This is a genomic window from Pseudolysinimonas kribbensis, from assembly GCF_039531715.1.
Lineage (GTDB): Bacteria > Actinomycetota > Actinomycetes > Actinomycetales > Microbacteriaceae > Pseudolysinimonas > Pseudolysinimonas kribbensis.
In genome coordinates this window covers 452,489-477,277 of record NZ_BAAAQO010000002.1, presented here as the reverse complement: position 1 = coordinate 477,277, position 24,789 = coordinate 452,489, and the positions used below count along the sequence as shown (strand labels likewise).

32 protein-coding genes are annotated in these 24,789 nt (G+C 70.6%); 22 read left to right on the top strand and 10 right to left on the bottom strand.

Translation table 11 applies throughout. The features are described from left to right. From ABD285_RS03010 to ABD285_RS02970, 9 genes are all read left to right on the top strand, one after another. Positions 1-1,210 (top strand): ABC transporter substrate-binding protein (locus ABD285_RS03010; protein ID WP_344200173.1); only part of this gene is annotated, 1,210 nt, incomplete at its 5' end. A 7-nt stretch (positions 1,211-1,217) separates the two neighbouring features. After that, entirely contained in the window at positions 1,218-2,147 is a 930-nt protein-coding gene (locus ABD285_RS03005) for a carbohydrate ABC transporter permease (protein ID WP_344200170.1), read from the top strand. Positions 2,148-2,245: 98 nt separating this feature from the next. After that, positions 2,246-3,034, top strand: coding sequence for a carbohydrate ABC transporter permease (locus tag ABD285_RS03000; protein ID WP_284253812.1), 789 nt, complete (start codon positions 2,246-2,248; stop codon positions 3,032-3,034). After that, entirely contained in the window at positions 3,031-3,789 is a 759-nt protein-coding gene (locus tag ABD285_RS02995) for a hypothetical protein (protein WP_284253811.1), read from the top strand. The genes ABD285_RS03000 and ABD285_RS02995 overlap by 4 nt, the downstream gene beginning before the upstream one ends. After that, positions 3,774-4,733, top strand: coding sequence for a glycoside hydrolase family 68 protein (locus tag ABD285_RS02990; protein WP_284253810.1), 960 nt, complete (start codon positions 3,774-3,776; stop codon positions 4,731-4,733). The genes ABD285_RS02995 and ABD285_RS02990 overlap by 16 nt, the downstream gene beginning before the upstream one ends. After that, positions 4,724-5,704 (top strand): NAD-dependent epimerase/dehydratase family protein, encoded by a 981-nt coding sequence (locus ABD285_RS02985; protein WP_344200166.1) that lies wholly within the window; start codon positions 4,724-4,726, stop codon positions 5,702-5,704. Before ABD285_RS02990 ends, ABD285_RS02985 begins: the two co-directional genes overlap by 10 nt. A 19-nt stretch (positions 5,705-5,723) precedes the next feature. Further along, entirely contained in the window at positions 5,724-6,746 is a 1,023-nt protein-coding gene (locus tag ABD285_RS02980; RefSeq protein WP_344200163.1) for an aldo/keto reductase, read from the top strand. A 25-nt stretch (positions 6,747-6,771) separates the two neighbouring features. Further along, complete coding sequence (locus ABD285_RS02975; protein ID WP_284253809.1) at positions 6,772-7,491, top strand: endonuclease/exonuclease/phosphatase family protein; 720 nt, start codon at positions 6,772-6,774, stop codon at positions 7,489-7,491. A gap of 64 nt (positions 7,492-7,555) precedes the next feature. Beyond that, entirely contained in the window at positions 7,556-7,888 is a 333-nt protein-coding gene (locus ABD285_RS02970) for a hypothetical protein (protein WP_344200159.1), read from the top strand. 15 nt (positions 7,889-7,903) lie between these two features. Here ABD285_RS02970 and ABD285_RS02965 read toward each other — a convergent pair whose 3' ends face one another. The 6 genes from ABD285_RS02965 to ABD285_RS02940 all read right to left on the bottom strand — a co-directional run bounded on the left by ABD285_RS02965 (position 7,904) and on the right by ABD285_RS02940 (position 10,999). Then, positions 7,904-8,218 (bottom strand): hypothetical protein, encoded by a 315-nt coding sequence (locus tag ABD285_RS02965; RefSeq protein WP_344200156.1) that lies wholly within the window; start codon positions 8,216-8,218, stop codon positions 7,904-7,906. A gap of 70 nt (positions 8,219-8,288) precedes the next feature. After that, positions 8,289-8,618: a PRC-barrel domain-containing protein gene (locus tag ABD285_RS02960; protein ID WP_284253808.1), complete on the bottom strand. Its 330-nt coding sequence runs from the start codon at positions 8,616-8,618 to the stop codon at positions 8,289-8,291. Beyond that, entirely contained in the window at positions 8,605-8,997 is a 393-nt protein-coding gene (locus ABD285_RS02955; RefSeq protein WP_344200152.1) for a hypothetical protein, read from the bottom strand. Before ABD285_RS02955 ends, ABD285_RS02960 begins: the two co-directional genes overlap by 14 nt. Beyond that, positions 8,994-10,220 carry an NRAMP family divalent metal transporter gene (locus tag ABD285_RS02950; RefSeq protein ID WP_284253806.1) on the bottom strand — a complete coding sequence of 409 codons (1,227 nt, stop codon included), beginning with the start codon at positions 10,218-10,220 and terminating at the stop codon, positions 8,994-8,996. Before ABD285_RS02950 ends, ABD285_RS02955 begins: the two co-directional genes overlap by 4 nt. Further along, positions 10,217-10,633, bottom strand: a complete 417-nt coding sequence (locus ABD285_RS02945) for a hypothetical protein (protein WP_344200148.1) — start codon at positions 10,631-10,633, stop codon at positions 10,217-10,219. Before ABD285_RS02945 ends, ABD285_RS02950 begins: the two co-directional genes overlap by 4 nt. A gap of 99 nt (positions 10,634-10,732) precedes the next feature. Next, on the bottom strand, positions 10,733-10,999 hold the full coding sequence (locus ABD285_RS02940) for a hypothetical protein (RefSeq protein ID WP_344200145.1): 267 nt from the start codon (positions 10,997-10,999) through the stop codon (positions 10,733-10,735). Positions 11,000-11,214: 215 nt separating this feature from the next. On the opposite strand from ABD285_RS02940, the gene ABD285_RS02935 reads away from it, so the two are divergent. Continuing rightward, positions 11,215-12,291, top strand: coding sequence for a diacylglycerol/lipid kinase family protein (locus ABD285_RS02935; RefSeq protein ID WP_344200142.1), 1,077 nt, complete (start codon positions 11,215-11,217; stop codon positions 12,289-12,291). 5 nt (positions 12,292-12,296) lie between these two features. After that, positions 12,297-12,620, top strand: a complete 324-nt coding sequence (locus tag ABD285_RS02930; RefSeq protein ID WP_284253799.1) for a hypothetical protein — start codon at positions 12,297-12,299, stop codon at positions 12,618-12,620. A gap of 4 nt (positions 12,621-12,624) precedes the next feature. Here the strand turns inward: ABD285_RS02930 and ABD285_RS02925 are convergent, their stop codons facing one another. Further along, a complete protein-coding gene (locus ABD285_RS02925; protein WP_284253798.1) occupies positions 12,625-13,413 on the bottom strand; it encodes a hypothetical protein in 789 nt (262 codons plus the stop codon). Between the two features lie 149 nt (positions 13,414-13,562). Between ABD285_RS02925 and ABD285_RS02920 the strand changes: the two genes are divergently transcribed. The 4 genes from ABD285_RS02920 (at position 13,563) to ABD285_RS02905 (ending at position 15,729) form a co-directional block, all read left to right on the top strand. After that, positions 13,563-13,733, top strand: coding sequence for a hypothetical protein (locus ABD285_RS02920; protein ID WP_284253797.1), 171 nt, complete (start codon positions 13,563-13,565; stop codon positions 13,731-13,733). Between the two features lie 216 nt (positions 13,734-13,949). Next, positions 13,950-14,984 carry an iron-containing redox enzyme family protein gene (locus ABD285_RS02915; protein WP_344200137.1) on the top strand — a complete coding sequence of 345 codons (1,035 nt, stop codon included), beginning with the start codon at positions 13,950-13,952 and terminating at the stop codon, positions 14,982-14,984. After that, entirely contained in the window at positions 14,981-15,199 is a 219-nt protein-coding gene (locus ABD285_RS02910) for a CDGSH iron-sulfur domain-containing protein (protein ID WP_284253795.1), read from the top strand. Before ABD285_RS02915 ends, ABD285_RS02910 begins: the two co-directional genes overlap by 4 nt. Before the next feature lie 65 nt (positions 15,200-15,264). Beyond that, positions 15,265-15,729, top strand: coding sequence for a hypothetical protein (locus ABD285_RS02905; RefSeq protein WP_344200134.1), 465 nt, complete (start codon positions 15,265-15,267; stop codon positions 15,727-15,729). Here ABD285_RS02905 and ABD285_RS02900 read toward each other — a convergent pair. Further along, positions 15,726-16,421, bottom strand: coding sequence for a TetR/AcrR family transcriptional regulator (locus ABD285_RS02900; RefSeq protein WP_344200131.1), 696 nt, complete (start codon positions 16,419-16,421; stop codon positions 15,726-15,728). The genes ABD285_RS02905 and ABD285_RS02900 overlap by 4 nt on opposite strands. A gap of 105 nt (positions 16,422-16,526) precedes the next feature. Here ABD285_RS02900 and ABD285_RS02895 point away from each other — a divergent pair, with 105 nt between their 5' ends. The 5 genes from ABD285_RS02895 to vanX all read left to right on the top strand — a co-directional run bounded on the left by ABD285_RS02895 (position 16,527) and on the right by vanX (position 22,016). Beyond that, entirely contained in the window at positions 16,527-17,891 is a 1,365-nt protein-coding gene (locus tag ABD285_RS02895) for an FAD-binding oxidoreductase (RefSeq protein WP_344200128.1), read from the top strand. Positions 17,892-18,038: 147 nt separating this feature from the next. Continuing rightward, positions 18,039-19,373 carry a UDP-N-acetylmuramoyl-tripeptide--D-alanyl-D-alanine ligase gene (locus tag ABD285_RS02890; RefSeq protein WP_344201255.1) on the top strand — a complete coding sequence of 445 codons (1,335 nt, stop codon included), beginning with the start codon at positions 18,039-18,041 and terminating at the stop codon, positions 19,371-19,373. Further along, positions 19,373-20,329 (top strand): NAD(P)-dependent oxidoreductase, encoded by a 957-nt coding sequence (locus ABD285_RS02885; protein WP_344200125.1) that lies wholly within the window; start codon positions 19,373-19,375, stop codon positions 20,327-20,329. The genes ABD285_RS02890 and ABD285_RS02885 overlap by 1 nt, the downstream gene beginning before the upstream one ends. Beyond that, on the top strand, positions 20,326-21,363 hold the full coding sequence (locus tag ABD285_RS02880; protein WP_344200122.1) for a D-alanine--D-alanine ligase family protein: 1,038 nt from the start codon (positions 20,326-20,328) through the stop codon (positions 21,361-21,363). Before ABD285_RS02885 ends, ABD285_RS02880 begins: the two co-directional genes overlap by 4 nt. Further along, entirely contained in the window at positions 21,360-22,016 is a 657-nt protein-coding gene (vanX, locus tag ABD285_RS02875; RefSeq protein WP_344200119.1) for a D-Ala-D-Ala dipeptidase VanX, read from the top strand. Before ABD285_RS02880 ends, vanX begins: the two co-directional genes overlap by 4 nt. Here vanX and ABD285_RS02870 read toward each other — a convergent pair. Both ABD285_RS02870 and ABD285_RS02865 read right to left on the bottom strand, forming a co-directional pair. Beyond that, positions 21,944-22,603, bottom strand: coding sequence for a thymidylate synthase (locus tag ABD285_RS02870; protein WP_284253791.1), 660 nt, complete (start codon positions 22,601-22,603; stop codon positions 21,944-21,946). The genes vanX and ABD285_RS02870 overlap by 73 nt on opposite strands. Positions 22,604-22,625: 22 nt before the next feature. After that, a complete protein-coding gene (locus tag ABD285_RS02865; protein ID WP_284253790.1) occupies positions 22,626-23,189 on the bottom strand; it encodes a TetR/AcrR family transcriptional regulator in 564 nt (187 codons plus the stop codon). Between the two features lie 99 nt (positions 23,190-23,288). On the opposite strand from ABD285_RS02865, the gene ABD285_RS02860 reads away from it, so the two are divergent. Then, complete coding sequence (locus ABD285_RS02860; RefSeq protein ID WP_284253789.1) at positions 23,289-24,116, top strand: alpha/beta fold hydrolase; 828 nt, start codon at positions 23,289-23,291, stop codon at positions 24,114-24,116. A 21-nt stretch (positions 24,117-24,137) separates the two neighbouring features. Continuing rightward, positions 24,138-24,770 (top strand): mismatch-specific DNA-glycosylase, encoded by a 633-nt coding sequence (locus ABD285_RS02855; protein ID WP_284253788.1) that lies wholly within the window; start codon positions 24,138-24,140, stop codon positions 24,768-24,770. Positions 24,771-24,789: the final 19 nt, after the last annotated feature.

The following is a 24,789-nucleotide window of genomic DNA, read 5'->3' as shown; positions in this document are numbered from 1 at the left end:
CGCTCCGACCGCCGCAGCGGGCAAGAAGAAGCTCAGTTTCCTCTACTTCGGGAGCGCGAGCCTCAACAAGGCGGTCGAGGCCGAGTACGCCCCGTTCGTCAAGGCCAACAAGGACATCGACTTCGCCGCGCAAGGTGTCTCCGCCAACAACTGGGCTGATTTCGCCAACACCGTCTCGACGCGCATCGCCGGCGGGTCGTCTCCCGATGTGATCGACATCGCGACGGAAGGCGTCGGCATCTTCCGCTCGAAGAAGCTCGTCGTCGCGCTCGACGACTACATCGCCAAGGACAAGTCGTCCATCGACGCGTATTACTCCGACATGAACCCCGCGCTCAAGGCGATGAGCGACAAGTTCGGCAACCCGGACGGCAGGACGTACTACCTCCCGGGCGGCTTCAACACCAACCTCCTGTACTGCAACATCGAGGTCTTCCAGAAGGCCGGCGTCGACCTCCCCGGAGACGAGGACTGGACGTGGGAGGACTTCACCGACGCAGCCAAGAAGATCAAGGCGAAGACCGGCGCGTACATCGCGCCGTTCACCAACCAGCAGTTCCAGGAGATCCTGCCCTGGTTGCTGACGAATGGCGCGAGCACGCTCAACGCGGACTGGACGAAGCCGGCGATCAACACACCCGAGGGCGTGGAGGCGGCGGAGTACTGCAAGATGATGCACGACGCGGGGTTCGCGCCCGCGGCCGGGGGAACCTATGACCAGCCGACACTGCTCGCGCAGGGCAAGCTGGCGTGCCTGCCGGGAGGACGCTCGCCCACAGTCGACATGGTCCGGCTGGGCATCGTCGACAAGGTCCAGATCGTGAAGTGGCCCAAGAAGAAGCAGAACGGCTCACCGGTCGGCTGGGACAACTTCCCGATTCTCGCCTCGTCGCAGAACAAGGACGATGCGTGGAAGTTCGTCCACTACCTCTCGTCCAAGGAGGCGGCCCTGTCGCTTCTCAAGCTCGGCGGCACCAACGTGCCGGCGCGCCGGTCGATCGTCGAGAGCGACGCCTTCCTGCGCAACGCTCCGAAGGGCAGCGAACTGCTGTACTCGGCTCTGGACTACGCGACTCCGATCCCTGGCCCGGCTCGCGGGGCGGACGTTCAGAACGCGATCGAGCAGGCATGGCTGCAGATCCTTCAGGGCAACGTGACCGCGAGCGCCGGTCTGTCACAGCTGAGCGACAAGATCGAGTCGTTGCTTTGAGGAATCGGTGACCATCTCCTCCCTCGGCCCCTCGGCCGCCCGCGTGAGCGGGCGACCGAGGGGCTACCGCCAGCCCGCCTGGCTGGGGTACGCCTTCATCAGCCCGGCGATGCTGCTCTTCCTCGTCTTCATCGTCGCGCCGTTCGTCGCGGCCATCGCGCTCAGCTTCTTCAACTGGGACCTGCTGACTCCGGCACAGCCGGCGGGGCTCGCCAACTACGCGCAGCTGTTCGGCGATCGTCAACTGGTTCACGTGCTCGCCAACACCTTCGTCTTCGCGCTGGGGTCGGTTGTGACCCACGTGGCCGGCGGCCTGCTCCTGGCGCTCGCGCTCAACCACGTCATGAACCGGATCCTCGCCTCCGTCGTGAAGGCGACCCTCTTCTTCCCTCTGCTCATCTCCTGGGCGGCGGTGGCCCTGCTGTGGAAGTACGTGCTCGATCCGACGTTCGGGTACATCGGCTACTACCTCCGGCAGATCGGCATCCCGACACCGTCGTTCTTCGCCGACCCGCACTGGGCCCTCGCCGCCATCATCGGCGTCGACTTCTGGCACACCATCGGCTACACGCTGATCATCATGCTGGCAGGGCTGCAGACCGTACCCCGTGAGCTCGTCGAGGCGGCGCAGACCGACGGGGCGAGCAGTCGCCAGGTGTTCTTCAACGTGACTCTGCCGCTGATGTCCCCGACGATCTTCTTCGCCACCGTCATCACCTTCATCGGGGCGTTCCAGATCTTCGATCCGATGCAGATCATCACGCAGGGAGGGCCGAACGAGTCGACCATGTCGGTGGTGCAGTACCTCTACCTGACGGCGTTCCAGTCATTCAACGTCGGGTACGCGTCGACCATCGCACTCGTCGTCTTCGTGATCGTCATGGGCGTCACGGCCGTACAGTTCTGGGCTTCTCGCAGATGGGTGTATCAATCATGAGCGCGCGCCCCGCAACGCAGGCCCGCGACAGCACGGCGACCGTTCCCCGGACGCGGCGCCGTCGCAGATTCAGCACAGGGTCCCTCGTCATCGATCTGGTGCTCCTCGTGCTCGCGGTCATCATGGCGTCGCCCATCGTGTGGCTGATCTCCCAGAGCCTCACCGTGGAGCGCTTCGCCTTCCAGTTGCCGCCCGGATGGATACCGGTGCCGTTCACGCTCGACAACTTCGAGCAGATCTTCCCGCTCGTGCCGTTCGGGCAGATGGCGCTCAACAGCGTGATCGTGGCCACTCTGAGCACCGGCGGCGCCCTGCTCACCAGCGTCCTGGCCGCCTACGCCTTCTCGCGACTCGCGTTTCGCGGGCGCGAGTTCATCTTCATCACCATGCTGACCGCCCTGATGGTGCCGGTGCAGCTCACGGTCATCCCGGTGTTCATCATGATGCGCAACCTGCATCTCGTCGATACGTTGGCCGCACTGATCCTGCCGGCGCTCGTCAACGTCTTCGCGATCTTCTTCCTCCGCCAGTACTTCAACTCGATCCCGCGGGAGCTCGATGAAGCCGCGAGGATCGACGGCGCCGGGCATCTGTGGATCCTGTTCCGGATGCTCGTCCCGCTCTCGAGCCCCGCCATCTCGGCGGTCATCATCATCCTGTTCCAGCTGTCCTGGAACGACTACTTCGATCCCCTCATCTTCATCAACAGTCCGCAGAACATGACCCTCCCGATCGGATTGGTCTCGCTCCAAGGCGGCGCCGCGCCGGGCCCGGTCGTCGTCGTCTTCGCCGCCGTCACCCTGGTGGTCGTCCCTGTGCTGGTGCTCTTCCTGGTCTTCCAGCGTCAGTTCGTCGCGAGCGTCGCCGCGAGTGGGATCCGCGGATGAGTCACGCGCTCAAGGGACATTCCGAATCCGGCGCGCTCCCCGAGACGCTGCGGGTGATCTGGCGCGGGCTGCCGACCCTGCTGGTCGGAGGCATCGTGATCTCCGCCGCCTCCGTGGTGGCCGAGCTCCTCGCACCCGGGGTGACACCCGTCTCCGTGCTGGTGTGGTCGGTCGTGGTCGCGCCCTGCTTCGGGGCTCTCGTCGGGCAGGTGAACGACCTCGTCCACGGCGAGGAGGTGAGAGCCTGGTCCTTCGCGCGCTACCTCCGGATTCTCGGGCCGATGAGCCTCGCTGCGTGGATGGTGCCCGGCGCATCGGCGGCGATCGGCCTGCTCGCACTCCAGTGGTGGACGCTGTCGGCCAGCCCGTTCTCGCTCCTGCCCCTGGCCACCGCATCCGTCTGCACGGTGCTCGGGGTGCTGGGCGCGATCGTCTCGGTGCCGCTGGGCATCGCGGACCGTTCGCTCGGGTTCACGGCACGGCTGCTGCTGGGCCTGCACGTCGCGGCGCGGCGGCCGATCCCCATCGTCTCGGTCGTCGCCTTCGCGGCGCTCGGGGTCTGGGCCGCTACGACCTGGACGGCGTCGATCGCGCTGCTCGTCCCCGCGCCCCTCGCACTGCTCAGCTACGCCGCGGTGTGGACCTCTGCCGCCGGCATCGAGCGGCACGCCGGCCCATCCGAGGTCGCGGGGACCGGGAGCCCGACGGTGCGGCGAAACCGAACAGAAGGAGATCGTGCGTGGCGTTCGAATTGACCGGTCGATGGATCTGGGACTCGTGGTACATCGACGACGGCTCGAACTTCCACATGTTCTTTCTCAACGCCCCGCGCGACCCCGGCGACCCGGAGGCTCGGCACCGTCACGCTCGGATCGGCCATGCGGTCTCGCAGGACCTCGTCGACTGGACCGACCTCGGTCCGGCCATCGAGCCCGGAGACAGCGGCGCCTTCGATGAGACGGCGACGTGGACCGGCAGCGTTGTCGAGGACCCCGCCGGTGGCTGGGTGCTCTTCTACACCGGTGCCCGCTTGGCCGACCCTGGTTCGCGTGTCAGCGTCCAGTCCATCGGGACGGCTCGCTCGGACGACCTCGTGACCTGGACCAAGGCGGACGAGCCGCACGTGGAAGCCGACTCGAGATGGTACGAGACCGCCTCGACGTCGGCTGATGGCGGCGAGGCCTGGCGCGACCCGTGGGTCTTTCGGCGGGACGGCGCATGGCACATGCTCATCACCGCCACCGCGCGTGAGGGGGCGGACCCGCTGCAGCGCGGCGTGATCGGGCACGCGACCTCATCCGATCTGCACGCGTGGCAGGTGCAACCGCCGCTCACGAGGCCCGGAGGGTTCTCCCAGCTCGAGGTCGCCAACCTCGCGAGCCTCGACGACCGCATGGTGCTCCTCTTCTCGAGCTTCGCCACCGACCTCCATGGGGACCGCGCGGGAAGCGAGGGCGGCATCTGGGCCATCGATCTGGACCACGGTGTCGCCGACATCGACCTGACGGCGGCGTACCTCGTGCTCCCGGAGCGCTACTACTGCGGTCATCTCGTCCACGACCGCACGGGTCGGCCGGTCATGATGGCGTTCGAGGGGACGGGGGCCGATGGGCGGTTCCGGGGTCGCATCGCGGATCCGATACCCCTCCGGCGGGGCGGAAGCGGCCGGATCGAGGCGGTGGAGTCACCATGGCGATGAAGATCCTCGTGATCGGCGGGACCGGCATCATCGGCCGAGCCTGCGTCGAGCTCGCGGTCAGCAGAGGGCTCGAGGTCGACGTGCTCACCCGCGGTCGACGGCCGGTCCCCGATGGGGCTCGACCGCTCGGTCTCGATATCTCCGACGTGGACGCGGCCCGCCGGCAGCTCCGCGACCGCGAGTACGGCGCCGTGATCGACTGGCTGGCCTTCACCCCCGAGGACATCGCTCGCCACCTGGAGCTGCTGCGCGGGCGCATCGGACAATACGTCTTCATCAGCTCCGCGTCGGCCTATCAGACTCCGCCGCTCACGATCCCCGTGACCGAGAAGACCCCGCTGAGCAATCCCTATTGGCGGTACTCGCGCGACAAGATCGCCTGCGAGGAGATGCTGGCAGGCGAGCGATCCGTGCCGATCACCGTGGTACGCCCCTCTCACACCTATGACCGGACCATGGTGCCCTTCGACGGGGGGTGGACCGCTATCCAGCGCATGCGCGACCGGAAGCCGGTCATCGTGCCCGGTGATGGCACGTCGCTGTGGACGATGACGCACAGTGCCGACTTCGCGGTCGGAATCGTCGGCCTCCTCGGGCGCTCGGAGGCGCGGGGGGAGACCTTCCACATCACATCCGAGACGCCGATGACCTGGAACAGCATCTATCACGCGATGGCGGCGGCGGCCGGCGTCGAACCGGATCTCGTGCACGTCGCGTCTGACGCCATCGCCGCGGCGGAACCGGAGTGGGGTGCCGCTCTGCTCGGCGACAAATCCCATTCGATGCTGTTCGACAACTCCAAGATCCGCTCGGTCGTCCCCGAGTTCGCCCCGCGGATCTCGTTCGAGGAGCAGGGCGCACGCGAGATCGTCGATTGGCACGACGCGGATCCGGCGCGACGGACCATCGACCCCGTGATCGACGACGCGATGGACCGTCTCGCCGTCGCATACCGTCCTCGGGCCCTCTGACCTCTTCACGAAAGGCACCATGAAGTACCGCACTCTCGGCCGCAGCGGCGCCGTGGTCTCCACCTACAGCCTCGGCACCATGACCTTCGGCGCCGAGACGCCGGAGCCGGAGGCCGGGCGCCAGCTCGAGGCCTACGCCGAGTCGGGCGGGACCGTGATCGAGATGGCCGATGTCTATGCCGGGGGCGAGGCGGAACGCATCGTCGGTCGCTGGCTGAGCCGGCGCAGCGATCGGGACCGTTCGGACCTGTTCCTCGCGAGCAAGGGCCGTTTCCCGGTCGATGTGACGCCACGAGATGCCGGTCTCTCGCGCCGCCACCTCCGTCGCGCGCTCGAGGCATCCTTGAAGCGGCTCGGCGTCGAGCACATCGACCTCTACCAACTGCATGCCTGGGATCCGCTCACGCCGCTCGAGGAGAGTCTCGGGTTCCTCGACGATGCCGTGGCGCAGGGCAAGATCTCGTACGGGGGGCTCTCCAACTTCACGGGATGGCAGGTCGCCGAAGCCGCAGCGTGGGCGCGCGGCCGCTTCCCGCTCGTCTCGATGCAGCCCCAGTACAACCTCCTCGTCCGCGAGGTCGAGTGGGAGATCGTGCCCGCGTGCATCTCGGCCGGGCTCGGCATCCTGCCGTGGTCGCCGCTCGGCGGTGGTTGGCTCAGCGGCAAGTACCGCCGTGACGTCGCCCCGGTCGGCTCGACCAGATTGGGCGAGGACCCGCACCGGGGGGTGGAGGCCTACGCAGGGCGCAACGCCCGCGAGACGACCTGGCGAGTCCTCGATGCGGTCGAGACGATCGCCGACGCGCGTGGAGCGAGCATGTCGCAGGTCTCCCTGGCCTGGCTGGCCGCGCAGCCGGGAGTCGCGTCCGTGATCCTGGGGTCCCGGACCGCGGCTCAGTTGACCGAGAATCTGGGCGCCGTCGACCTGGAACTCACGCCGGCCGAGCTCGGGTCGCTCGACGACGCGAGTGCGCCGGTGACGGCGGACTATCCGTACGGCGCACCCGGAATCGACCAGCGTTCGCGGCCGATCATCGACTGAGGGCGTTCCGGCGGACGGCGCCGTTATGGGTACGGTCGCAGGTATCGAATCTCCACCCGCGTCCGCTCCGCTTGCGGTCATCACCTACAACCTGTGGCAGGGCCGCGCGCAGCACGAGCTGCCGTCACTCGTCCAGGCGCACGACCCCGATGTGCTCTGCGTGCAGGAGGCGCGTGCGTCGGCGCTGCCGCATCGGCTCGGCGGGATGCGGCTGGCCGTCGCGACCTCGCGGAACCGGCTGGGCGTGGCGCTCTACGTCCGCTCCGACCGCCTCGACATCGAGGAGTCGCGCACGGTGCAGCTGACCACGTCCCGGCACGATCGGCTGGTCGGCGGCACCGACCACCGGCTCGCGGCCACCCGGGTGCGGGATTCCGCGACGGGGCGCGGGCTCGTGCTCGGATCCTTCCACGCCACGCCGTTCACCGACTCGAACGCCGCCCGCCGCCGCCAGGTCGACGACGCGCACGCCGCGTTGAAGCAGCTGGGCTCGGGCGCGCCGTCGATCATGGCGGGCGATTACAACCACCCGATCCTGCTCTCGATGCTCCGCCATCACCTCGGGCGGCAGGGGTTCACGATGGCCCGCACCGCCGGGAGCACGTATCGCAAGGAGGGCAACATCATGCGGGGCAAGTTCGACGTCGCCTCGGTGCTGGGCTTCGAGGTGACGGAGGCGATGACCCTCCCGCAGGGCGGGTCGGATCACCTGCCGGTGCTGTTCCGGATGCGGTACGCGGGCTGATCGGGGCGCTGGACGTCCGCTGGCATCCGGGCTCGGGTCCGGCAGCCCGGCTCATACTGGTCGCGTGACACGCGCCCACAGCATCGGCGGCTCCGTCGTGAGCATGGTGCGGCTCGGCGTCGCGTTGCACGACCTCGCCGATCCTGCGGCCCGGGTCCGTCTTCGGTCCGCCGATGCGGGACCCTCCGCCGGCGGCATGCTCGCGCTGGCCCGGGAGATCGCCCAGGGGGCCGCGCTGCTCGGCGCGGGACGCACCGCCCACCGCGTCGGCGGTGCCGTCGATGCGGCGCACGCGCTCTCGATGGTGGGTTACGCGGCGATCCGGCCGGAGCGGGGCGGCCTGGCGGAGGCGGCTCGCGCGGCCGCATTCGCGGTCGCGGAGTGGGTGCTCGCCTGAGACCGGCTCGGCGGCTCAGAGATCGTCGAGGAAGCTGCCGCCGATCGGATCCGGCCGCCACGTGAGCTCGCCGATGCGCTGCTCGACATCGGCGATGAAGTCCTCGGCGGGGGGGAGGTCGAACTCGTCGTCGACCGGTTCGACGATCACCTGGCTGGCGGGGCCCACCAGGAGGACGAACTCCGCGACCTCGCCGCCTTCGCTGCGTCCGTTGACCGTCAGGGTCGCGGCCCTGTCGACGTTGGCCAGCGCCGCCGCGTACCGCATGACCGCGTCCGCCTCCGCGTCACCGGTCAGGAAGCTGCCCCCCGCGTACCTGATGCGCCTCATACCACCTCAGCATCCGGCAGAGGTCGCGCTTCGCCAACCGGTTTCCAGGCGGCGCCCAAGAACGGGGCGATCACGCCGGGTCGGCGGCCGACTCGCGCCGGTATCCCGGGCGCAGCCGCACCTCGCGGCTGTCGATGCGCAGCACGTCCGACCACGGCACGAGGAAGGAGCCGCGGTGCATCCAGCGCAGCAGCCCGGCCAGCAGCACGGGGCGGGTGAGGTCGCTGCGCTCGTATCCGAGGAACGACGCCGCGGATCGCGGGCTCACCACGAGACCGACGACGCGCGCCACCGAGGGGTCCTGCACGCCCTCGAGCCGCAGCCGGATATCGATGACCCGGCCGATCCGGTCGCCGGACGGGTCGAGCACGTCGTTGCGCATGAGGTCACTCAGGATCATGCCGGCCTCCCGGGATGACGCCGATGATGCGGTCGCGCACCCAGCGCTCCGTCCAGCTCACCTCGTACGAGTCGGCTGGTCGCGCGACCGCGATGGCCGTGCCGATCTCCCGGATGTCGCCCCACGCGATCCGGATCCATCGCGACGAGGGAAGCCGTCCTCCGAACACGCGCGTGCCGAGCACCGGTCCCGTGAGCAGCGCGGTCACGACCGGTGCCTCGGCGTCCGCGGGCAGGTCCTCGCCCCAGGGCACGTCGGAGAGCTCGAGGCCCGCGACCGCGGTGACCGGCATCCCATCCGGATCGAGCACCTGCCGGTCGAGGAGCTGGAGCCGGGCGTCGAACACGCGTCCCGCGCGCACGGAGGGCGACTTGCTCATTGCCCCGCCCCGCTGATGATCATGAGCGGGATCGCCGCGATCGACGCGACGAGGATCACGACGAGGAACACGATCCCGAGCGCGTTGCTCACGCGCCCGTTGACGAATCGGCCCATGTAGCCGCGGTCGTTGGACACGATCAGGATCGGGATGTAGGTCAGCGGCAGCGCGATCGCCGAGAACACGACGGAGAATTCGGTCACGGCAATCGGGTCGACCCCGGTCATCAGCACGATCACCGCGATGATGAGGCCCGCGAGCATGACGAGGTGGAAGCGCGCGGCCTTCGCGGGGCGCCGGAACTTGCCCCATGACCATCCGAAGTACTGGGCGATCGTGTAGCCGCTGGAGAGCGTCGTCTCGAGCGCCGCCCCGAACACGGCCGCCGCCATCCCGACCACGAGGAAGGCGAACGCGATCGTGCCGCCCGCCTGGATCACGGGCAGGGCGACCTGCGACAGGGAGGTGACGGCGATCGCCTGCGGCAACAGCACGATCGTCGCGCACACGGCGATCGAGATCGACAGGATGCCTCCGAGCGGGAAGCCGACGAAGACGTTGGCGCGCATCGTGCCGATGCTCTTCGCCGTCCACTTCTCCTCGATCCCGCCCGAGGAGAAGAAGAACACCTCGTACGGCGTCATCGCGGCGCCGAACAGCCCCACCGCGTAGTACCAGTAGGTCGACGGGTCCTCGGTCACCGGGATCCGCGGGATGAGCTGCTCGCCCAGCTGCCCCCAATTCGGATGCAGCAGGAAGATCGCGACCGAGAAGGCGATCAGGCCGAGCCCGAGCAGACCGGTCGCGTTCTCGAGTGCCGAGAACTTGGCACGCCACACCACGATCCACACCCCGAAGCCCGCGAGCGGGATCCACAGGAGCGGGCTGATGCCGGTGACGAGCTGGAAGACGAGGGCGACGCCGCCGATCTCGGCGCACATCGTCAAGAGGTTGATGAGGAACGACGCGACGAGATTCGCCATGCCCGCCCGGGCGCCGAGCCGTTCGCGGATGATCTCGAACGTCGCGCGCCCGCTGACCGCCGCCACCCGGCCCGCCATGTTGGCGTAGACGCAGATGCCGACGACGCCGAGGATCGTCACCCACACCAGGCCCAGGCCGAACCGCGATCCGACGACGGCATTGGTGACCAGGTCGCCGATGTCGACGAACCCGCCGATGGCCGTCAGAATGCCGAGCGCGAGGGCGAACAGCTTGCTCATCGGCGCTCCAGCTGCCGCAGCGCGGCCGCCGCGTCCCGAAGTCGCTCGACGGAGGCGGAGGACACCTCGCCCGCCTGCAGCTCCCGCTGCGCGGCCAGGAGCACGTCGATCGCCTTCCGCACCGCGGTGAGCCCGCGGTGCTGCAGGGTCGCGCCGCTCCCGGTGGCCTGCAGCTGCGCGAGCGACTGATCGGCGGAGGTCAGCTCCTTCATGGCGTCCTGGAACAGGGTCGAGGTCTCCGGTCCGAGCGCCTTGCCCTCGCGGTGCAGCCGCCCCCCGACGGCGGCGGACTGCTCGGCGGCCGAGGCCTGCTTCACGTACTGCGTCACCTCGTCCGGGGTCGAGGAGCACCCGGCCAGCGACGCGACGATGAGGACCGCCGTCGCCAACGCGATCCCGCCGAGCCGCTTCACGTGCCTATCGTTGCGTCGTGCAACGGCCACGCGGGGGAGTCTTTATGGTCACGTTCAGGTGCGCGGCCGGCTCACGATGAGCCGTGACGCCTCTCGCGCCTAGAAGTCGAGATCCTCGGGGTCGAACGGACCCGGGGACTGTGCCGCATCCTCATGCGGTTCGTCGGGGATCGGGTGCTCCTCAACGAGGAGCGCGAGGTGCGGCGTGACGAGGAGCGAGACCCGGATGCCGCCCGCGAGCATCAGGTCGACGAGGCGCCCCCCGGCCTGAGCGGCACGCTCGATGGCTTGCCGGAGGGCCGGGATGTCCTGGGTCTCGGCGAGCCGGAACGCCATCCCGTTGAGCGTGACCGTGGTCTGCTGCATGCGGCGCCTCCGACGGTCACCGTAGGCAGGTGCGGTCGATCGGCCTAGGGGGTTGCGCTTGCGCAGGTGCTTCATACCGCACGCGCTCGTCGCGCGCGACCCCGTTCCCTTCCGCGGTATCGGCGCGGAGACTGGAAGCCCAGCACTCGGAGGGCCGGAGCATCTCAGACGCACTCGACGCAGCCGCGGACCGTGCCGGCACCAGCCGGGCGGCGGTGGTCTACAACCCGCTCAAGGTCGACCTCGACGCGCTCCGCGCGGCCGTGGCGGCCGAGGTGCCGGGCGATTGGGCGAGCACCATGTGGTTCGGGACCACCGAGGACGATCCCGGACCCGGTCAGGTCAGGGAGGCGCTGAAAGGCGGCGCCACCGTGGTCATCGCGGCCGGCGGCGACGGCACGATCCGCGCCGCAGCGGAGACGATCGCCGGCAGCGGGGTGCCGCTCGCCCTCGTCGCCGCCGGCACCGGCAACCTGCTCGCGCGCAATCTCGACCTGCTCGCCGACGACATCCCGAACGCCATCCGCACCGCCGTCCGAGGGGTCGATGCCGGGATCGACCTCGCGCGGCTCGAGATCCACCGGCCCGGCGGCGTGCGCGAGAACGCCGCGTTCGTCGTCATGGCGGGGTTCGGTCTCGACGCCAAGATGCTCGCCAACACGGATGACGAGCTCAAGCGGCGGATCGGCTGGCTGGCATACGTCGACGCGATCCGCAAGGCGCTGCGCGACGAGAACCGACTGCGCATGGCCTACCGCACCGAGCGGGGCACGAGTCGCACGGTGTCGGCGCACACGCTGATCGTCGGCAACTGCGGTGCCCTGCCCGCGAACATCCTGCTGCTGCCCAACGCGGTCGTCGACGACGGTCGCTACGAAGCGGTGTTCCTGCGACCGGAGAGCGTGCGGGGCTGGCTGCAGATCGTGTTCAAGATCTTCTGGGAGAACGGCGTCGTGCGTCGCACCCCGCTCGGTCGCCGGCTGCTCACCCCGGATGTCGCGGCGCTGCGCTATGTCGTCGGCCGGGAACTGCAGGTGCGGCTCAGCCGCCCCGAGGAGCTCGAGCTCGACGGCGACAGCTTCGGGCTCGCGACCGGCTTCGACCTGCGGATCGACGCGGGCGGGCTCACGGTGCGTGTCCCCGAGGGCAGCCGCCCGCCCGCCGTCCGGGCAGGGGAGGAGTCTGATCCCCGCCCGACCGCCCTCCTCGCCGCGATCGCCATCCTTGCTCTCGCAGCGGGCGCCACCGTCGGCATCAACCGGATCCTCCGGCGGCGATCCCGCAGGCGCTGAAGCGGATGGATCTGCTCGCTCTCCGGGTCGTCGCCGCGATCGACGCGGCGAATGTCCTCACGCTGACCGCGATCTCTCCGCGGCACGCCCTGGCCGGAGCGGCGGGATTCGCGCCCGCTGCGGCCGGGGTCGCCCTGGTGCATCTGTTCCCGCGCCGTCGACGGCTGGCCCGGGCGCTCTGCGCGGCGGGCCTCATCCCGAACACGGCGCTCTCGCTGTCGGCCGCGGGAGGAACGCGGCGCTCCCGGTGCCTCGCGCTGTACGTCGGGGTCGGTGGGGCGCTGCTCGGTGCGGGATATCTCGCGGCGCTGCGGCGTCAGAGGGAGTAGTCCGTCAGCTCGTGACGTCGTCGCGACCGCCCGAGAGGTGCCGGCTGCTCTCCCAGCCCGCGCGATCGACGCGGCGGTGGAAGCTCATCCCCGCGATCCCGCCGAGGATCGCGCCGACCAGGGTCACGATCAGCAGGACGATCGCGCTCACGATGCCGACGACGGTCGCGTTCTGGCCGCTGAAGGGCAGCCGCGGGAAGCTCTGCAGATTGGCCAGGATGTCCCACTGGGTGCCGACGATCGCCGCGATCACGCCGACGACGATCGCGACGACGACCGCCCAGATCCAGACGGCCACGCCCTGCCGCGCGCCGCTGAACCGGGCCATCCGACCGGCGACGTAGCCGCCCGCGAGGTAGGCGATGAACAGCACGACGACCGCGAGGATCACGTCGACCCAGCTCGCGCTGGTCGCGGCGGCGCCCTCACGCCCGGTGATGCCGAAGCGGATCGCCGTGACGATGCCGCCGAGGATCGCGGCGGTGCCGGTCGCGGTCAGCCAGCCGAAGAACGCCGATCCGAACTTCATGCCCCCGTACCGGGCCTTCTCGCGGGCCACGACGTCCTCGCGGGTCGGGATCGGCTCGTCCACGACGGGTTCGTCCGCCGGGCGGACCTCGGTCACGGGGCGCTGGTCGGTCACGGGGCGCTGGTCGGTCACGGACCGCTCGTCGCTGACGCGTTCCCCGGTCACCGGACGCTCCTTGGCCACCGGACGCTCGAGGACAGCGTCCCGGTCGTCCTCGACGGCGGCACGGCTGCGTGCGCGGTCTGGTCCCTCGGTCGTGCTCATGCCCTCAGCGTGGATGCTCGCGGCCCTCGCACGCCGGGCCCCAAGGCGGCTCCCAGCATCGGCCGTGCTGGGCCGCCCGGCGATGCGCAGCGCCTGGGAGCCCGATCCTCGGCCTGCGCCTCTCGCCGTCGAGCGCGTAAGACCGAAGCATGACCGACTACACCGTCACCGCCACGCTCCACGTCGAGACCTCCGCCGACCACGCCCAGGTGCAGTCCCTGCTGGACCAGGGCCTGCGCGAGCTGTCGTCGATCGCCGGCCGCTACGGCGTCACGATCACCGACAGCTCGGCGACCGTCGAGGAGGGTTCGGCCGGGTAGCCGCGCTCAGGCGGGGTCCTCGGGCTCCGGATGCCGGTCCGCCAGGTCGAACCGGTCGCCCGCCGAGAGCACGGGCCATCGGCCGGGACGTCCGCGAACGCCCGCTGCTGATCGCACCTCTGGTCTCCCGCGAACCCGAGGAGTATCGCGCTAACTCGTTTGCGCCATGCGCGCAAGCCCTCTCGGGAATCGGAGCCCGCGGGTGAGAGTGACGGGATGAAGTTCCCCCGTGCCCGCGGCGACGCGTCCGGTGCGCTGCTCCGCGTCCTCCCCCGGCGACCCGACGACATCGAGGCGTCGGAGTTGTTCGACCTGCAACAGGCGATCGCGCGTGCCGTCGCCGGGAGCGACGACCTCCTCCACGACGACGACGTCCAGCTCGCCCTCGACATGCTCTACGAGCTCCACTACACAGGGTTCGACGAGGCCGACGACGGCTGGGAGTGGTCTCCGGCCCTCCTCGCCGGGCGGTCGCTCATCGAGGCGGCGTTCGAGCGCGCGCTCCGGGCGAGCGTGCCGATGCCGGAGCTTCCCGAACCGCGCGCCGATGCCGTGGCGGCCGCGCTGTTCGAGCTGACCGCACCCACGCCCGGTCCGGGTCTGGCACGGACGATCGAGCGGGAGGCGACCGACGAGCAGGCGCGTGAGTTCATCATCCAGCGCTCGATCTACACGCTCAAGGAGGCCGATCCGCACACCTGGGCGATCCCGCGGCTGCGCGGGCGGGCGAAGGCCGCACTCGTCGAGATCCAGTCCGACGAGTACGGCGGCGGTCGTGCGGAGCGCATCCACGCGGCGCTGTTCGCCGGCACCATGCGCGCGCTCGGCCTCGACGACACCTACGGCGCCTACATCGACGCGGTGCCGGCGATCACCCTCGCCTCGCTCAACATGTCGACCATGTTCGGGCTGCATCGCCGGCTGCGCGGATCCGCCGTGGGTCACCTCGCCGCGTTCGAGATGACGTCCTCGCTGCCCTGCCGGATGATCGGCGACGGCTTCCGGCGTTTGGGGTACGGCGTCGACGTGACCTTCTACTACGACGAGCACGTCGAGGCGGACTCGGTGCACGAGCAGATCGCGGGGCGCGACCTGGCCGGCGGGCTCGTCGACGCGCATCCGGAGCTGCTCGCCGACGTCATGTTCGGGGCGGCGGCGTGCCTCGTGGTCGATGGGATGGCGGCGGATGACGTCCGCTCGGCCTGGGAGGCCGGCGAGAGCTCGCTGCTGGGCAGCGCGGTGAGATCGTGACCGACGAGGACCGCCCCGCGGCGACCCCGGCGATCGTCGCGTGCCCGGATGGCCCGCTCCTCGTGCGCGGCGACGTCGACCTCGTCGACCCCCAGGGCCGGCCGCTGGAGCGCCATCGGCGCACCGTCGCCCTGTGCCGGTGCGGGTCATCGGCGATCAAGCCCTACTGCGACGGGACGCACAAGCTCAAGCACTTCACCACGGGCGGTGCGTGAGCCCGGATCGGAGACGCGCTCTCGTGCTATTTTCGAACATGTTCGGAAATAAGGAGAGAGGAATCGTGAACACGTCCTTGAGCTCACGGGCGCCGATGGTCACCATGACATCCGGCCTGGTGCTGACCGTCGTCGCCACCGTGGTCCCCTTCGTGGGTCGCCCTCCGGGGTCGCTGATCGCGGAGCACCTCCGCGCCGGCTACCCCGGCTACAGCGAATCGCAGATCGCGGCCGCCGTCGGGATCTACCTGATCGCGCTGACAGTGGTCGGCGCCCTGGGCGTCGTCACTTGGATCGTGTCGATGCTCGTCGCGCGCCGGTACGTGGGCGCCGCCCGCTGGGTCTGCGCGGCGGCATTCGTCGTCGGCACCGGCATCGCCCTGTTCGATGCGTCGATCCGCGACACGTCCGGTGACACAGGGCTCCCGCTGCCCGTCGGGGTACTGGGGTTGCTCCCGTCCATCGCGGGGGCCGTCGCCCTGGTGCTGGTCTGGCGCCGTGCGGGCAACCGCGCCCCCCGGACGCTCTAGCGCGCCGTCGCCGTCGCCTTCGCCGCGCCGATCGCCGCGTCGACGAGGGCGGCGACGGCTGTGCCGTAGGTGTCCTGCGCGGCGAGTTCCGGCCATCGCCCGCCCACCGCCGCGAGCGCGGGGAACGCCCTCGAGTCGATGTCGCCGAAGTACCGGCTGGGCGTACCGGGATCGGCGGGGGCCGTGGCGGGAGCGCGTCTGGGGCGCGCGCGCACCAGGATCTCGCCCACCGTCAGGTACCAGATGTCGCGGAAGAGGTGGACCGCCTCATCCGGCGCGCATCCCGCCTCGACGGCACCACCCACGATGGCCTCGACCAGGCCTCGCGCGGAGTCGCCGAGCTCTCCCAGGAATCCGTCCGAGGTCAGCACCTCGGCCGCCCACGGCCAGTCGGCCAGCGAGGAGCGCATGGTGGTCGCCGCGGCGATGATGCGCTCCCGCGGTGGACCGTCGAGGCTCACGGCGAGGGTCTCGTCGACGTGCTGGTTGATCAGCAGGATCAACAGCTCCTCGCGATCGCGCACGTGGTGGTAGAGGGTCGGCGCCCCGACCCCGAGCGCCTGCGCGAGCCGTCGCACGGTGAGCCGCTCCCACCCGTCGTCGTCGATGATGCGGCGTGCGGCGGCGAGGATCTGCGCGCGGGAGGTCACCGGCGGACGTCCGATGCGGCGCGGGGCGGGGGACGTGCTCACGACGCACATCCTATTTTCGGAACGCGTTCGCATCGCGTGTTTGACGTGACGCAACGGTCGCGCTATTTTCGAACATGTTCCATAACGCACCGGAGGAGACGGACCATGACGACCGTGCGCACCGCAGGGCCGACCCCGAGCGGCGGCCTTCAGGGCTTCGACGGGGAGGTGCTGGAGCCGGGCGATGCCTCATACGAGGCGGCGAGGTCCGCGACTCTGCGGCCGGATGATCCGCAGCTCATCCTCCGGCCGCGCCACGGACACGACGTCCAGCGTGCGGTCCGGTACGCCGCGGCGTCCGATGCCGAGCTCGCCGTGCGCGGGGGTGGACACAGCTTCGCCGGGCTGAGCAGCGGCCGCGGCATCGTCATCGACCTGGCGGAGCTCCGCGACGTCGAGATCCTCGACGAGTCCGGCGGCATCGTGCGGGTGGGCGGCGGGGCGACCTGGGGCGACGTCGTCGACGTGCTCCAGCCGCGCGGCCTGGCGATCTCCGCGGGCGACACCAAGAGCGTCGGTGTCGGCGGCCTCACGTTGAGCGGCGGCATCGGCTGGAAGGTGCGCCGCTACGGCCTGGCTCTGGACAGCCTGCTCGCCGTGGAGATCGTGACCGCCGACGGCCGGCTCGTGCGGGCCGATACCGCCGAGCTGCCCGACCTGTTCTGGGCCGTCCGCGGCGGCGGGGGCAACTTCGGCGTCGTCACGGCGTTCGAGTTCCGCGCGCATCGGACGACCCGCGTGCACTTCGGGCGCATCGCGTTCGCGCCGGCGGGGAGGCGCCAGGTCTTGCGCGGCTGGGCGGCGCACCTGCGCGACGCCCCGGATGCGCTGACCTCCATCGCCAACCTCGCCAACCCCGTGGCAGGCGGCCCGGACGCGCCGGTCGAGGTGTTCGTGGCCTTCGACGGCGACGATCCCGCCGAGGCCGGTCGCGCCATCGATCCGCTCCGCCGTCTCGGCACGGTGGTCGCCGACGAGGTCGCGATCATGCCGTACGACCAGATCCTCGAGCCCGGAGGCACCCCGCCTCCCGGGATCGCGTTCCTCACCCGATCCGGCTTCGTGGATGCCGCATCGACCGCGGCCATGCTCGACCTGCTGAGCGACACCAGCGGGTCTGCCGGGTCGCCGTTCATCTCCCTCCGCGCCCTCGGCGGAGCCGTCGCCCGCGTGCCCGGGACGGCCACGGCCTTCGCGCATCGTTCGGCCGACCTCCTGGTGACGACCATCAGCGCGGGGCCGGCCGCCGCCGTGGAGGCAGCCCGCCCGGCGATCGGCGCGTTGTGGGCGCGGCTGGCGCCGCATGTGACGGGCGCGTATGCGAACTTCCTCGACTCGGCGACGCCTCGCGACGTGGGCGCCATCTATCCGCGCGACACGTACGACCGACTGGCGGCTGTCAAGGAACGGGTCGACCCGCTGAACGTCTTCCGCCGCAACCACAACGTCCCGCCGGGCGCTTCGCGCTGAGAGGACCCGGGTCGAGCAGCCCCGGTCACGCTGCGCTCGCACCGAGGTGCGCCCGACGGCATTTCGGGGGCGTATCGAAAACCGCATACGGTCTCGCAACGCCCGACGGCGTTGGCTGGCATCCATGATGGTGCGCGCGTGATCCCGATGAGCCTCGCCGACGTGGCCCGGGTCGTCGGCGGCGTGGTGGAGGGCGATGCGACGACGGTCGTGACCGCCCCCGCCGTCCTGGACGGTCGACAGGCCGTGCCCGGGGGCCTCTTCGTCGCCTTCGCGGGGGAGCGCGCCGATGGGCACGACTTCGCGGCGCAGGCCTCCGGCTTCGGTGCTGTCGCCGTCATCGGCTCGCGCCCCACCGCTCTGCCGACGGTCGTGGTCGACGACGCCGCCACGGCGTTGCAGGCCCTGGCCGCGCACGTCGTGAGCGCGCTGCGCCACGACCTCACGGTCGTCGGCATCACCGGGTCGCAGGGCAAGACGAGCACCAAGGACCTGGTCACGGCGATGCTCGCGAGCGCGGGCCCGACCATCGGGACCCTCGGCAACCTCAACAACGCCCTGGGCGCGCCGGTGACGATGCTGCGCGCCGAGTCCGCGACGCGGTTCCTCGTGCTGGAGATGGGCGCCCGGAACGTCGGCGACATCGCCCGGCTCACGGCGCTCGCCGCTCCGGATGTGGCGATCGTGCTGAACGTCGGCAAGGCCCATCTCGGCGAGTTCGGATCGCGTAAGGCGATCGCGACCGGCAAGAGCGAGCTGGTGCGGGGGATGGCGGCCGGCGGGACGGCCGTGCTGAATGCGGACGATCCGCGGGTTGTCGCGATGGGCGCGCTCACCGACGGCCGGGTGCTGACGTTCGGGCGGGCCGCGGATGCCGACGTGCGGGTCGTCGACCTCGTCCTCGACCGGCTGGGCCGACCCTCCTTCGAGCTGCGCACCGCCGGCCGGCCGGTGCGGGTGACGCTGCCGCTCGTGGGCGCGCACCAGGCCCTCAACGCCGCGGCCGCGACAGCGGCCGGCTGGGCGCTCGGTGTCGAGCCGGAGACGGCTGCCGCGGCCTTCGCCGCCGCCTCGCTCTCGCCGTGGCGCATGGAGGTGCGCGAGCTCGCCGACGGTGCGCTGCTGCTCGACGACTCCTACAACTCCAGCCCCGGCTCGGCTCGCACGTCGCTCGACGCCCTCGCGACCGTCGAGGCGGCGCGGCGGATCGCGGTGCTCGGCCCGATCCTCGAGCTCGGCGATCAGAGTCCCCGGGAGCACCGGAAGGTGGGGCGGTACGCCGCATCGCGGGTGGATGCGGTTGTCGCGGTCGGCGAGATCGCGCGACCCATCGCCGAGGGTGCGGGAGCGAAGGGGGTCGCGGTCGCCGACAACGCCGCTGCCGTCGACTGGCTGCGCCAGCACCTCGGCGCCGGCGATGTGGTGCTGGTCAAGGCGTCTCGCGGCGCGCGCATCGACGAGGTGGCGGGAGCGCTGACCTAGTGGACGTCACGATCTTCGGCTGCGAGCAGGACGAGGCGGCGCTGTTCCGCGACCGTGCCCCGTTCTTCGGCATCACGCCGATCATCACGAGCGCTCCCGTGCCGGAGGATCCGCGAGCGCTCGCCGTCACGGGCCGCTGCATCAGCGTCGGCCACAAGAGCCCTCTGGGCCAGCCCCAGCTGACCGCGCTGAGGGCCGCGGGCGTCGAGTACATATCGACCCGCAGCGTCGGCATCGACCACATCGACATCGGCCAGGCGAACAGCCTGGGCATCACCGTCGAGAACGTCGTGTACTCGCCCGACAGCGTGGCCGACCACACGCTCACGCTCATGCTCATGGCGGTGCGCCAGGTGGTTCCGGTGCTCCGCCGCGTTGAAGCACAGGACTACCGTCTCGCCCCGGTCCGAGGACGCGAGCTGCGCGATCTCACGGTCGGCGTGGTGGGCACGGGACGCATCGGCGCCGCCGTCCTCCGGCGTCTGACGGGGTTCGGCTGCCGCGTCCTGGCCGCCGACAGCCGCCGCAGCACCTCGGCGGAATACGTGCCGCTCCCGGAGCTGCTGGAACGCAGCGACATCGTGACGCTGCACACACCGCTCGATGACGGCACCCGCCACCTCCTCGACCGCACCGCCTTCGAACGCATGAAGCACGGGGCCTACGTCGTCAACACCGGGCGGGGAGGCCTGCTCGACACGGCGGCGCTCGTCGACGCCCTCGAGAGCGGGCGGCTGTCCGGGGCGGCGCTCGACGTCGTCGAGGGGGAGGACGGCGTCTTCTACCTGGATCGCCGCCGGCGACCGGTCGACGACCCGGTGCTCGTGCGGCTGCTCCGGCGCTCGGACGTCGTGCTCACCCCGCACATCGGGTTCTACACCGACCACGCGCTGATCGACACCGTCGTCAACAGCCTCATCAACTGCCTCAGGTTCGAGAAGGGACTGCGCGAATGACCAAAACGCGGATCGGGATCCTCTACGGGGGCCGATCGGAGGAGCACGCCATCTCCGTGAAGTCGGCGCGCGAGGTCGCCGCGAGCCTCGATCCGGAGCGGTACGAGCCCTTCTGGATCGGCATCTCGACGCAGGGGACGTGGCGGCTCTGCGATGGCCCGGAGCAGGATCCGGACGAGGGCAACGGACGGCCCGTCGCGATCTCGCCCGACCCGGCGGTCGGCGGCGTGCTCCTCCTCGACGGCGACCGCGAGGTCGTCGGCCTCGACATCGTCTTCCCGGTGCTGCACGGGCGATGGGGGGAGGACGGCGCGGTGCAGGGTCTGCTGGAATTGTCCGGCGTGCCGTACATCGGATGCGACATCGCCGGCTCGGCGCTCGCGATGGACAAGGCGCTCGCCTACACCGTCGTGCGGGAGGCCGGAGTCGGCACGCCCCGGTTCCGGACGGTTGCGGCAGGCGAGGTCGTGGCGCCGGGAGAGCTCGACTATCCGGTCTTCGTGAAGCCGGCGAGATCGGGCTCGTCGTTCGGCGTCACGAAGGTGACCGAGCCGGACGGGCTGGCCGAGGCGCTCGCCACTGCTCGGGCGTTCGACAGCAAGGTGCTGATCGAGCAGGCCGTCGTCGCGCGTGAGGTCGGGTGCGCGATCCTCGGCAACGAGGGCGAGCTGGTGCTCGGCGAACTCGACCGCGTGGCGCTCTCGCACGGCTTCTTCCGGATCCACCAGGAGAGCGACCCGGAGGCCGGCTCGGAGAACGCCTCGTTCATCGTGCCCGCCGACATCCCGGCAGACGCGCGCGAGCGGGTGCGGGAGACCGCGCGGACCGTCTACCGCGCGCTGGGATGCCGCGGGCTCGCCCGCGTCGACCTCTTCCTGCGCGACGACGGCACCGTGCTCCTCAACGAGGTCAACACCCTGCCGGGTCTGACCTCGTACAGCCGCTACCCGCGCATGATGGCCGCCGCCGGCCTGTCGCTCGGCGACGTCGTCGACGCCCTGGTGAACCTGGCCCTGGAGGGCCCTGGCCGATGATCGACGACTTCGTCGTGATCGACGAGGTCGTGCCGGGGGTGCGGTGGGATGCCAAGTACGCGACCTGGGACAACTTCACCGGGCGGCCGGTCGACGGCTACGACGCGAACCGGGTCGTCGGCACGACGGCGCTCGGCCGTGCCCTGGCGCGCGCACAGGAGAGGGCCGGCTCGCTCGGCTACGGGCTGCTCCTCTGGGACGGCTACCGACCGCAGCGGGCGACGGAGCAGTTCCGGCGCTGGTCGGCGCAGCCGGAGGACCGCCTCACGAAGGCGCGGCACTACCCCCGCATCGACCGCGCCGAGATGTTCGAGCGCGGGTACATCCATGCGCGGTCCGGCCACAGCCGCGGCAGCGCGATCGACCTCACGCTCTTCGAGCTCGACGGCCGCGACCTCGTGCCGATGGGGGGCGGCCACGATCTGATGGATGCGCTCTCGCACCACGGATCGACCGGCGTCTCGCCCCTCGAGCGGGCGGGCCGCCGGAGCCTGCGCACGATCATGGAGCTCAGCGGCTTCCGCCCGTATGAGCGCGAGTGGTGGCACTACTCGCTGCTCGAGGAGCCCTACCCCGACACCTACTTCGACTTCACGGTGGCCGCCGTGGTCTCGGCCAGCACTCCGGTCATGTACGCGGCCTCGGTGTCGTAGACGTGCGCCGACTTGATGACGAATGTCAGGTCGCCGACCGGCAGGCCGAGCGCCGCGGCGACCGTCTCCTGCAGGAACGCGAGCTCGACGAGGTTGCCGTAGCCCTTCGCGCCGAAGTCGATCGAATGCGCGTAGACCACCTGGCAGAGCGCGCCGTCGCGGATCCAGAAGTCGAGCAGGCTCACGCAGGGGATATAGGAGTCGTCGAGCAGCGGCTCGAACGTCGTGATCGTGGCCGACCGGGATGCCGGATCGCGCCGCAGACGCTCGATCACCCAGCGCACCTGATCGCGGTCGGTCTCGCCGTACGCGTAGAGCCGGCTCGCGTAGCTGCGGGCGTCGCCGAGCGCGGGCACCCGCGCGAAGTCGGTGAAGTTCGCGTGCATCCAGGCGAGCCGCTCGGGGTCGCCGAGCTCGGCGACGATGGCGTCGTCGGCGCGCGGGGCCGCCACGCGGATCGTCACGTTCTCGAGCTCGACGATCGGGAGGCCGTCGTAAGCGTCCACCCCACCGTCGCGCAGGATCCGGTCGGCGATCCCGAGCCAGGCCTCGCCGATCGTGGCGGCATCCACATCGGGTGCGGTCATGTCCGGAAGCTAGCAGAGTGAGTCAGGCGGCGAGGGCGACGTCGATGAGCGTGACCGCGGCGGCGCGGGCGTGGCTCGCGGCATCCGGGCGACCGCTGATCGCGGCGGTGGTCTGCGCGCCCTCGGCCAGCAGCGCGAGCTGGTCGCCCAGCTGCTCGGGCGCGCCGAGCTCGCGCACCAGTCGGCCGACGTAACGCTGGAAGCGCTCCTTCTGCGCGCGCGCGATCTCGGCCACCGCGGGCGACCCGGCGCCCAGCTCGCCGAACGCGTTGATGAAGCCGCAGCCCCGGAAGTCGTCGGTGCGGAACCAGCCGTCGAGGAAGTCGTAGATCGCGAGCAGCCGCTCGCGCGGCGTGGCGGCGGAGGCAGCGGCGGCCGCGATGCCCGCGTCCCAGATCTCGGTGCGCCGCCGCAGCACCTCGGCGATGAGCTCGTCCTTCGACGCGAATTCGCCGTATAGGCGCTTGAGCGAGACGCCCGCCTCGGTGCGGATGGCGTCCATGCCCACCGCGTGGATGCCGCGCTCGTAGAAGAGCCGGGCCGCTGCATCCACGATGCGGTTGTGCTCGGTCGCGACCTCCGACATGCGCGGCACCTCCTGGACTTGCGCTGAGAACGATCGTTCTCTACAGTAGCTCACGACACCTGAGAACGCACGTTCTCCACCGCGATAGGAGCAGAAACCATGGGCTACATCACCGTCGGCCAAGAGAACTCGACGCCGATCGAGCTGTACTACGAGGACCACGGATCGGGTCAGCCGGTCGTGCTCATCCACGGTTACCCCCTCGACGGATCGTCATGGGAGCGCCAGTCCCGCGAGCTCCGTGCCGCCGGCCACCGGGTGATCACCTACGACCGCCGCGGGTTCGGTCGGTCCTCGAAGGTCGAGACCGGTTACGACTACGACACCTTCGCCGCCGACCTCGACGCGGTGCTGACGACGCTCGACCTGACCGACGTGACCCTCGTCGGCTTCTCGATGGGCACGGGCGAGCTCGGCCGCTACGCGAAGCTGTTCGGCACCGAGCGGGTCGCCAAGTTCGCGTTCCTCGCCTCGGTCGAGCCCGGCATGCTCGGACAGGGCGTGCCGCGCGAGACGTTCGACGGCATCGCCGCGACCGCGAAGGCCGATCGGTTCGCGTGGTTCACCGCCTTCTACGACAACTTCTACAACCTCGACGAGAACCTCGGTTCGCGCATCTCCCAGGAGGCCGTGACGGCGAGCTGGAACGTCGCCGTCGGCAGCGCCCCGGTCGCCGCCTACGCGGTCGTGCCGAGCTGGATCGAGGACTTCACGGCCGACGTCGCGGCGGTCCGCTCGAGCGGCAAGCCCGCGCTCATCGGGCACGGCACCGCCGACCGCATCCTGCCGATCGACCCCACGGGCCGCGCCTTCCACGCCGCCTTCCCCGAGGCCGAGTACCACGAGATCGAGGGCGCCCCGCACGGGATGCTGTGGACGCACGCCGACGAGGTCAACGCCGTGCTGCTCCCCTTCATCGCGAGGTAGTCGTCCGGATATCGTGCTCCCGTGCCCCTGACCCGTGCCCAGCTCGACGCGGTCCGGGGCACGGGGCTCGCCGAGACCGTGGCGCCCGGCACCCGACTGCTCTTCGTCGGCGTCAACCCCGGGCTCCGGTCGGCGGCCGTACAGGCGCCGTTCGCGCTGCGCAGCAACCGCTTCTGGCCGGCGCTCTTCCGCTCGGGCATCCTCGACCGCGACATCGTGACGACGAACGGCTGGCGCTCGGAGGACCGCGCCCACGTGCTCGCCCGCGGGATCGGCATCACGAGTCTCGTGGCCGGCGCGACGGCGCGGGCGGCGGAGCTGACCGCGGCCGAGCTGATCGCCGGCGCCGAGGCGTTCACGGCCCGGATGGCGCGACAGCCGCCGCGGAAGATCGCAATGCTCGGCGTCACCGCCTACCGGATCGCCTTCCGACGCCCCCGCGCCGTGCTCGGCGAGCAGCCCGACCGGATCGCCGACGTCCCCGTGTGGATCGTTCCGAATCCGAGCGGGCTCAACGCGCACGCGACGCTCGCCTCGATCACCGCGGCGTACCGCGAGGTCGCGATCGCAGCGGGCATCGATGTGCTCGAGCCGCAGGTCGGCGGAGTGAACCTGGACGCTGCCGGTGAGAACGCTGGCGCGGCAGGAGGATGATCGAGATGGGCGCCCCTCG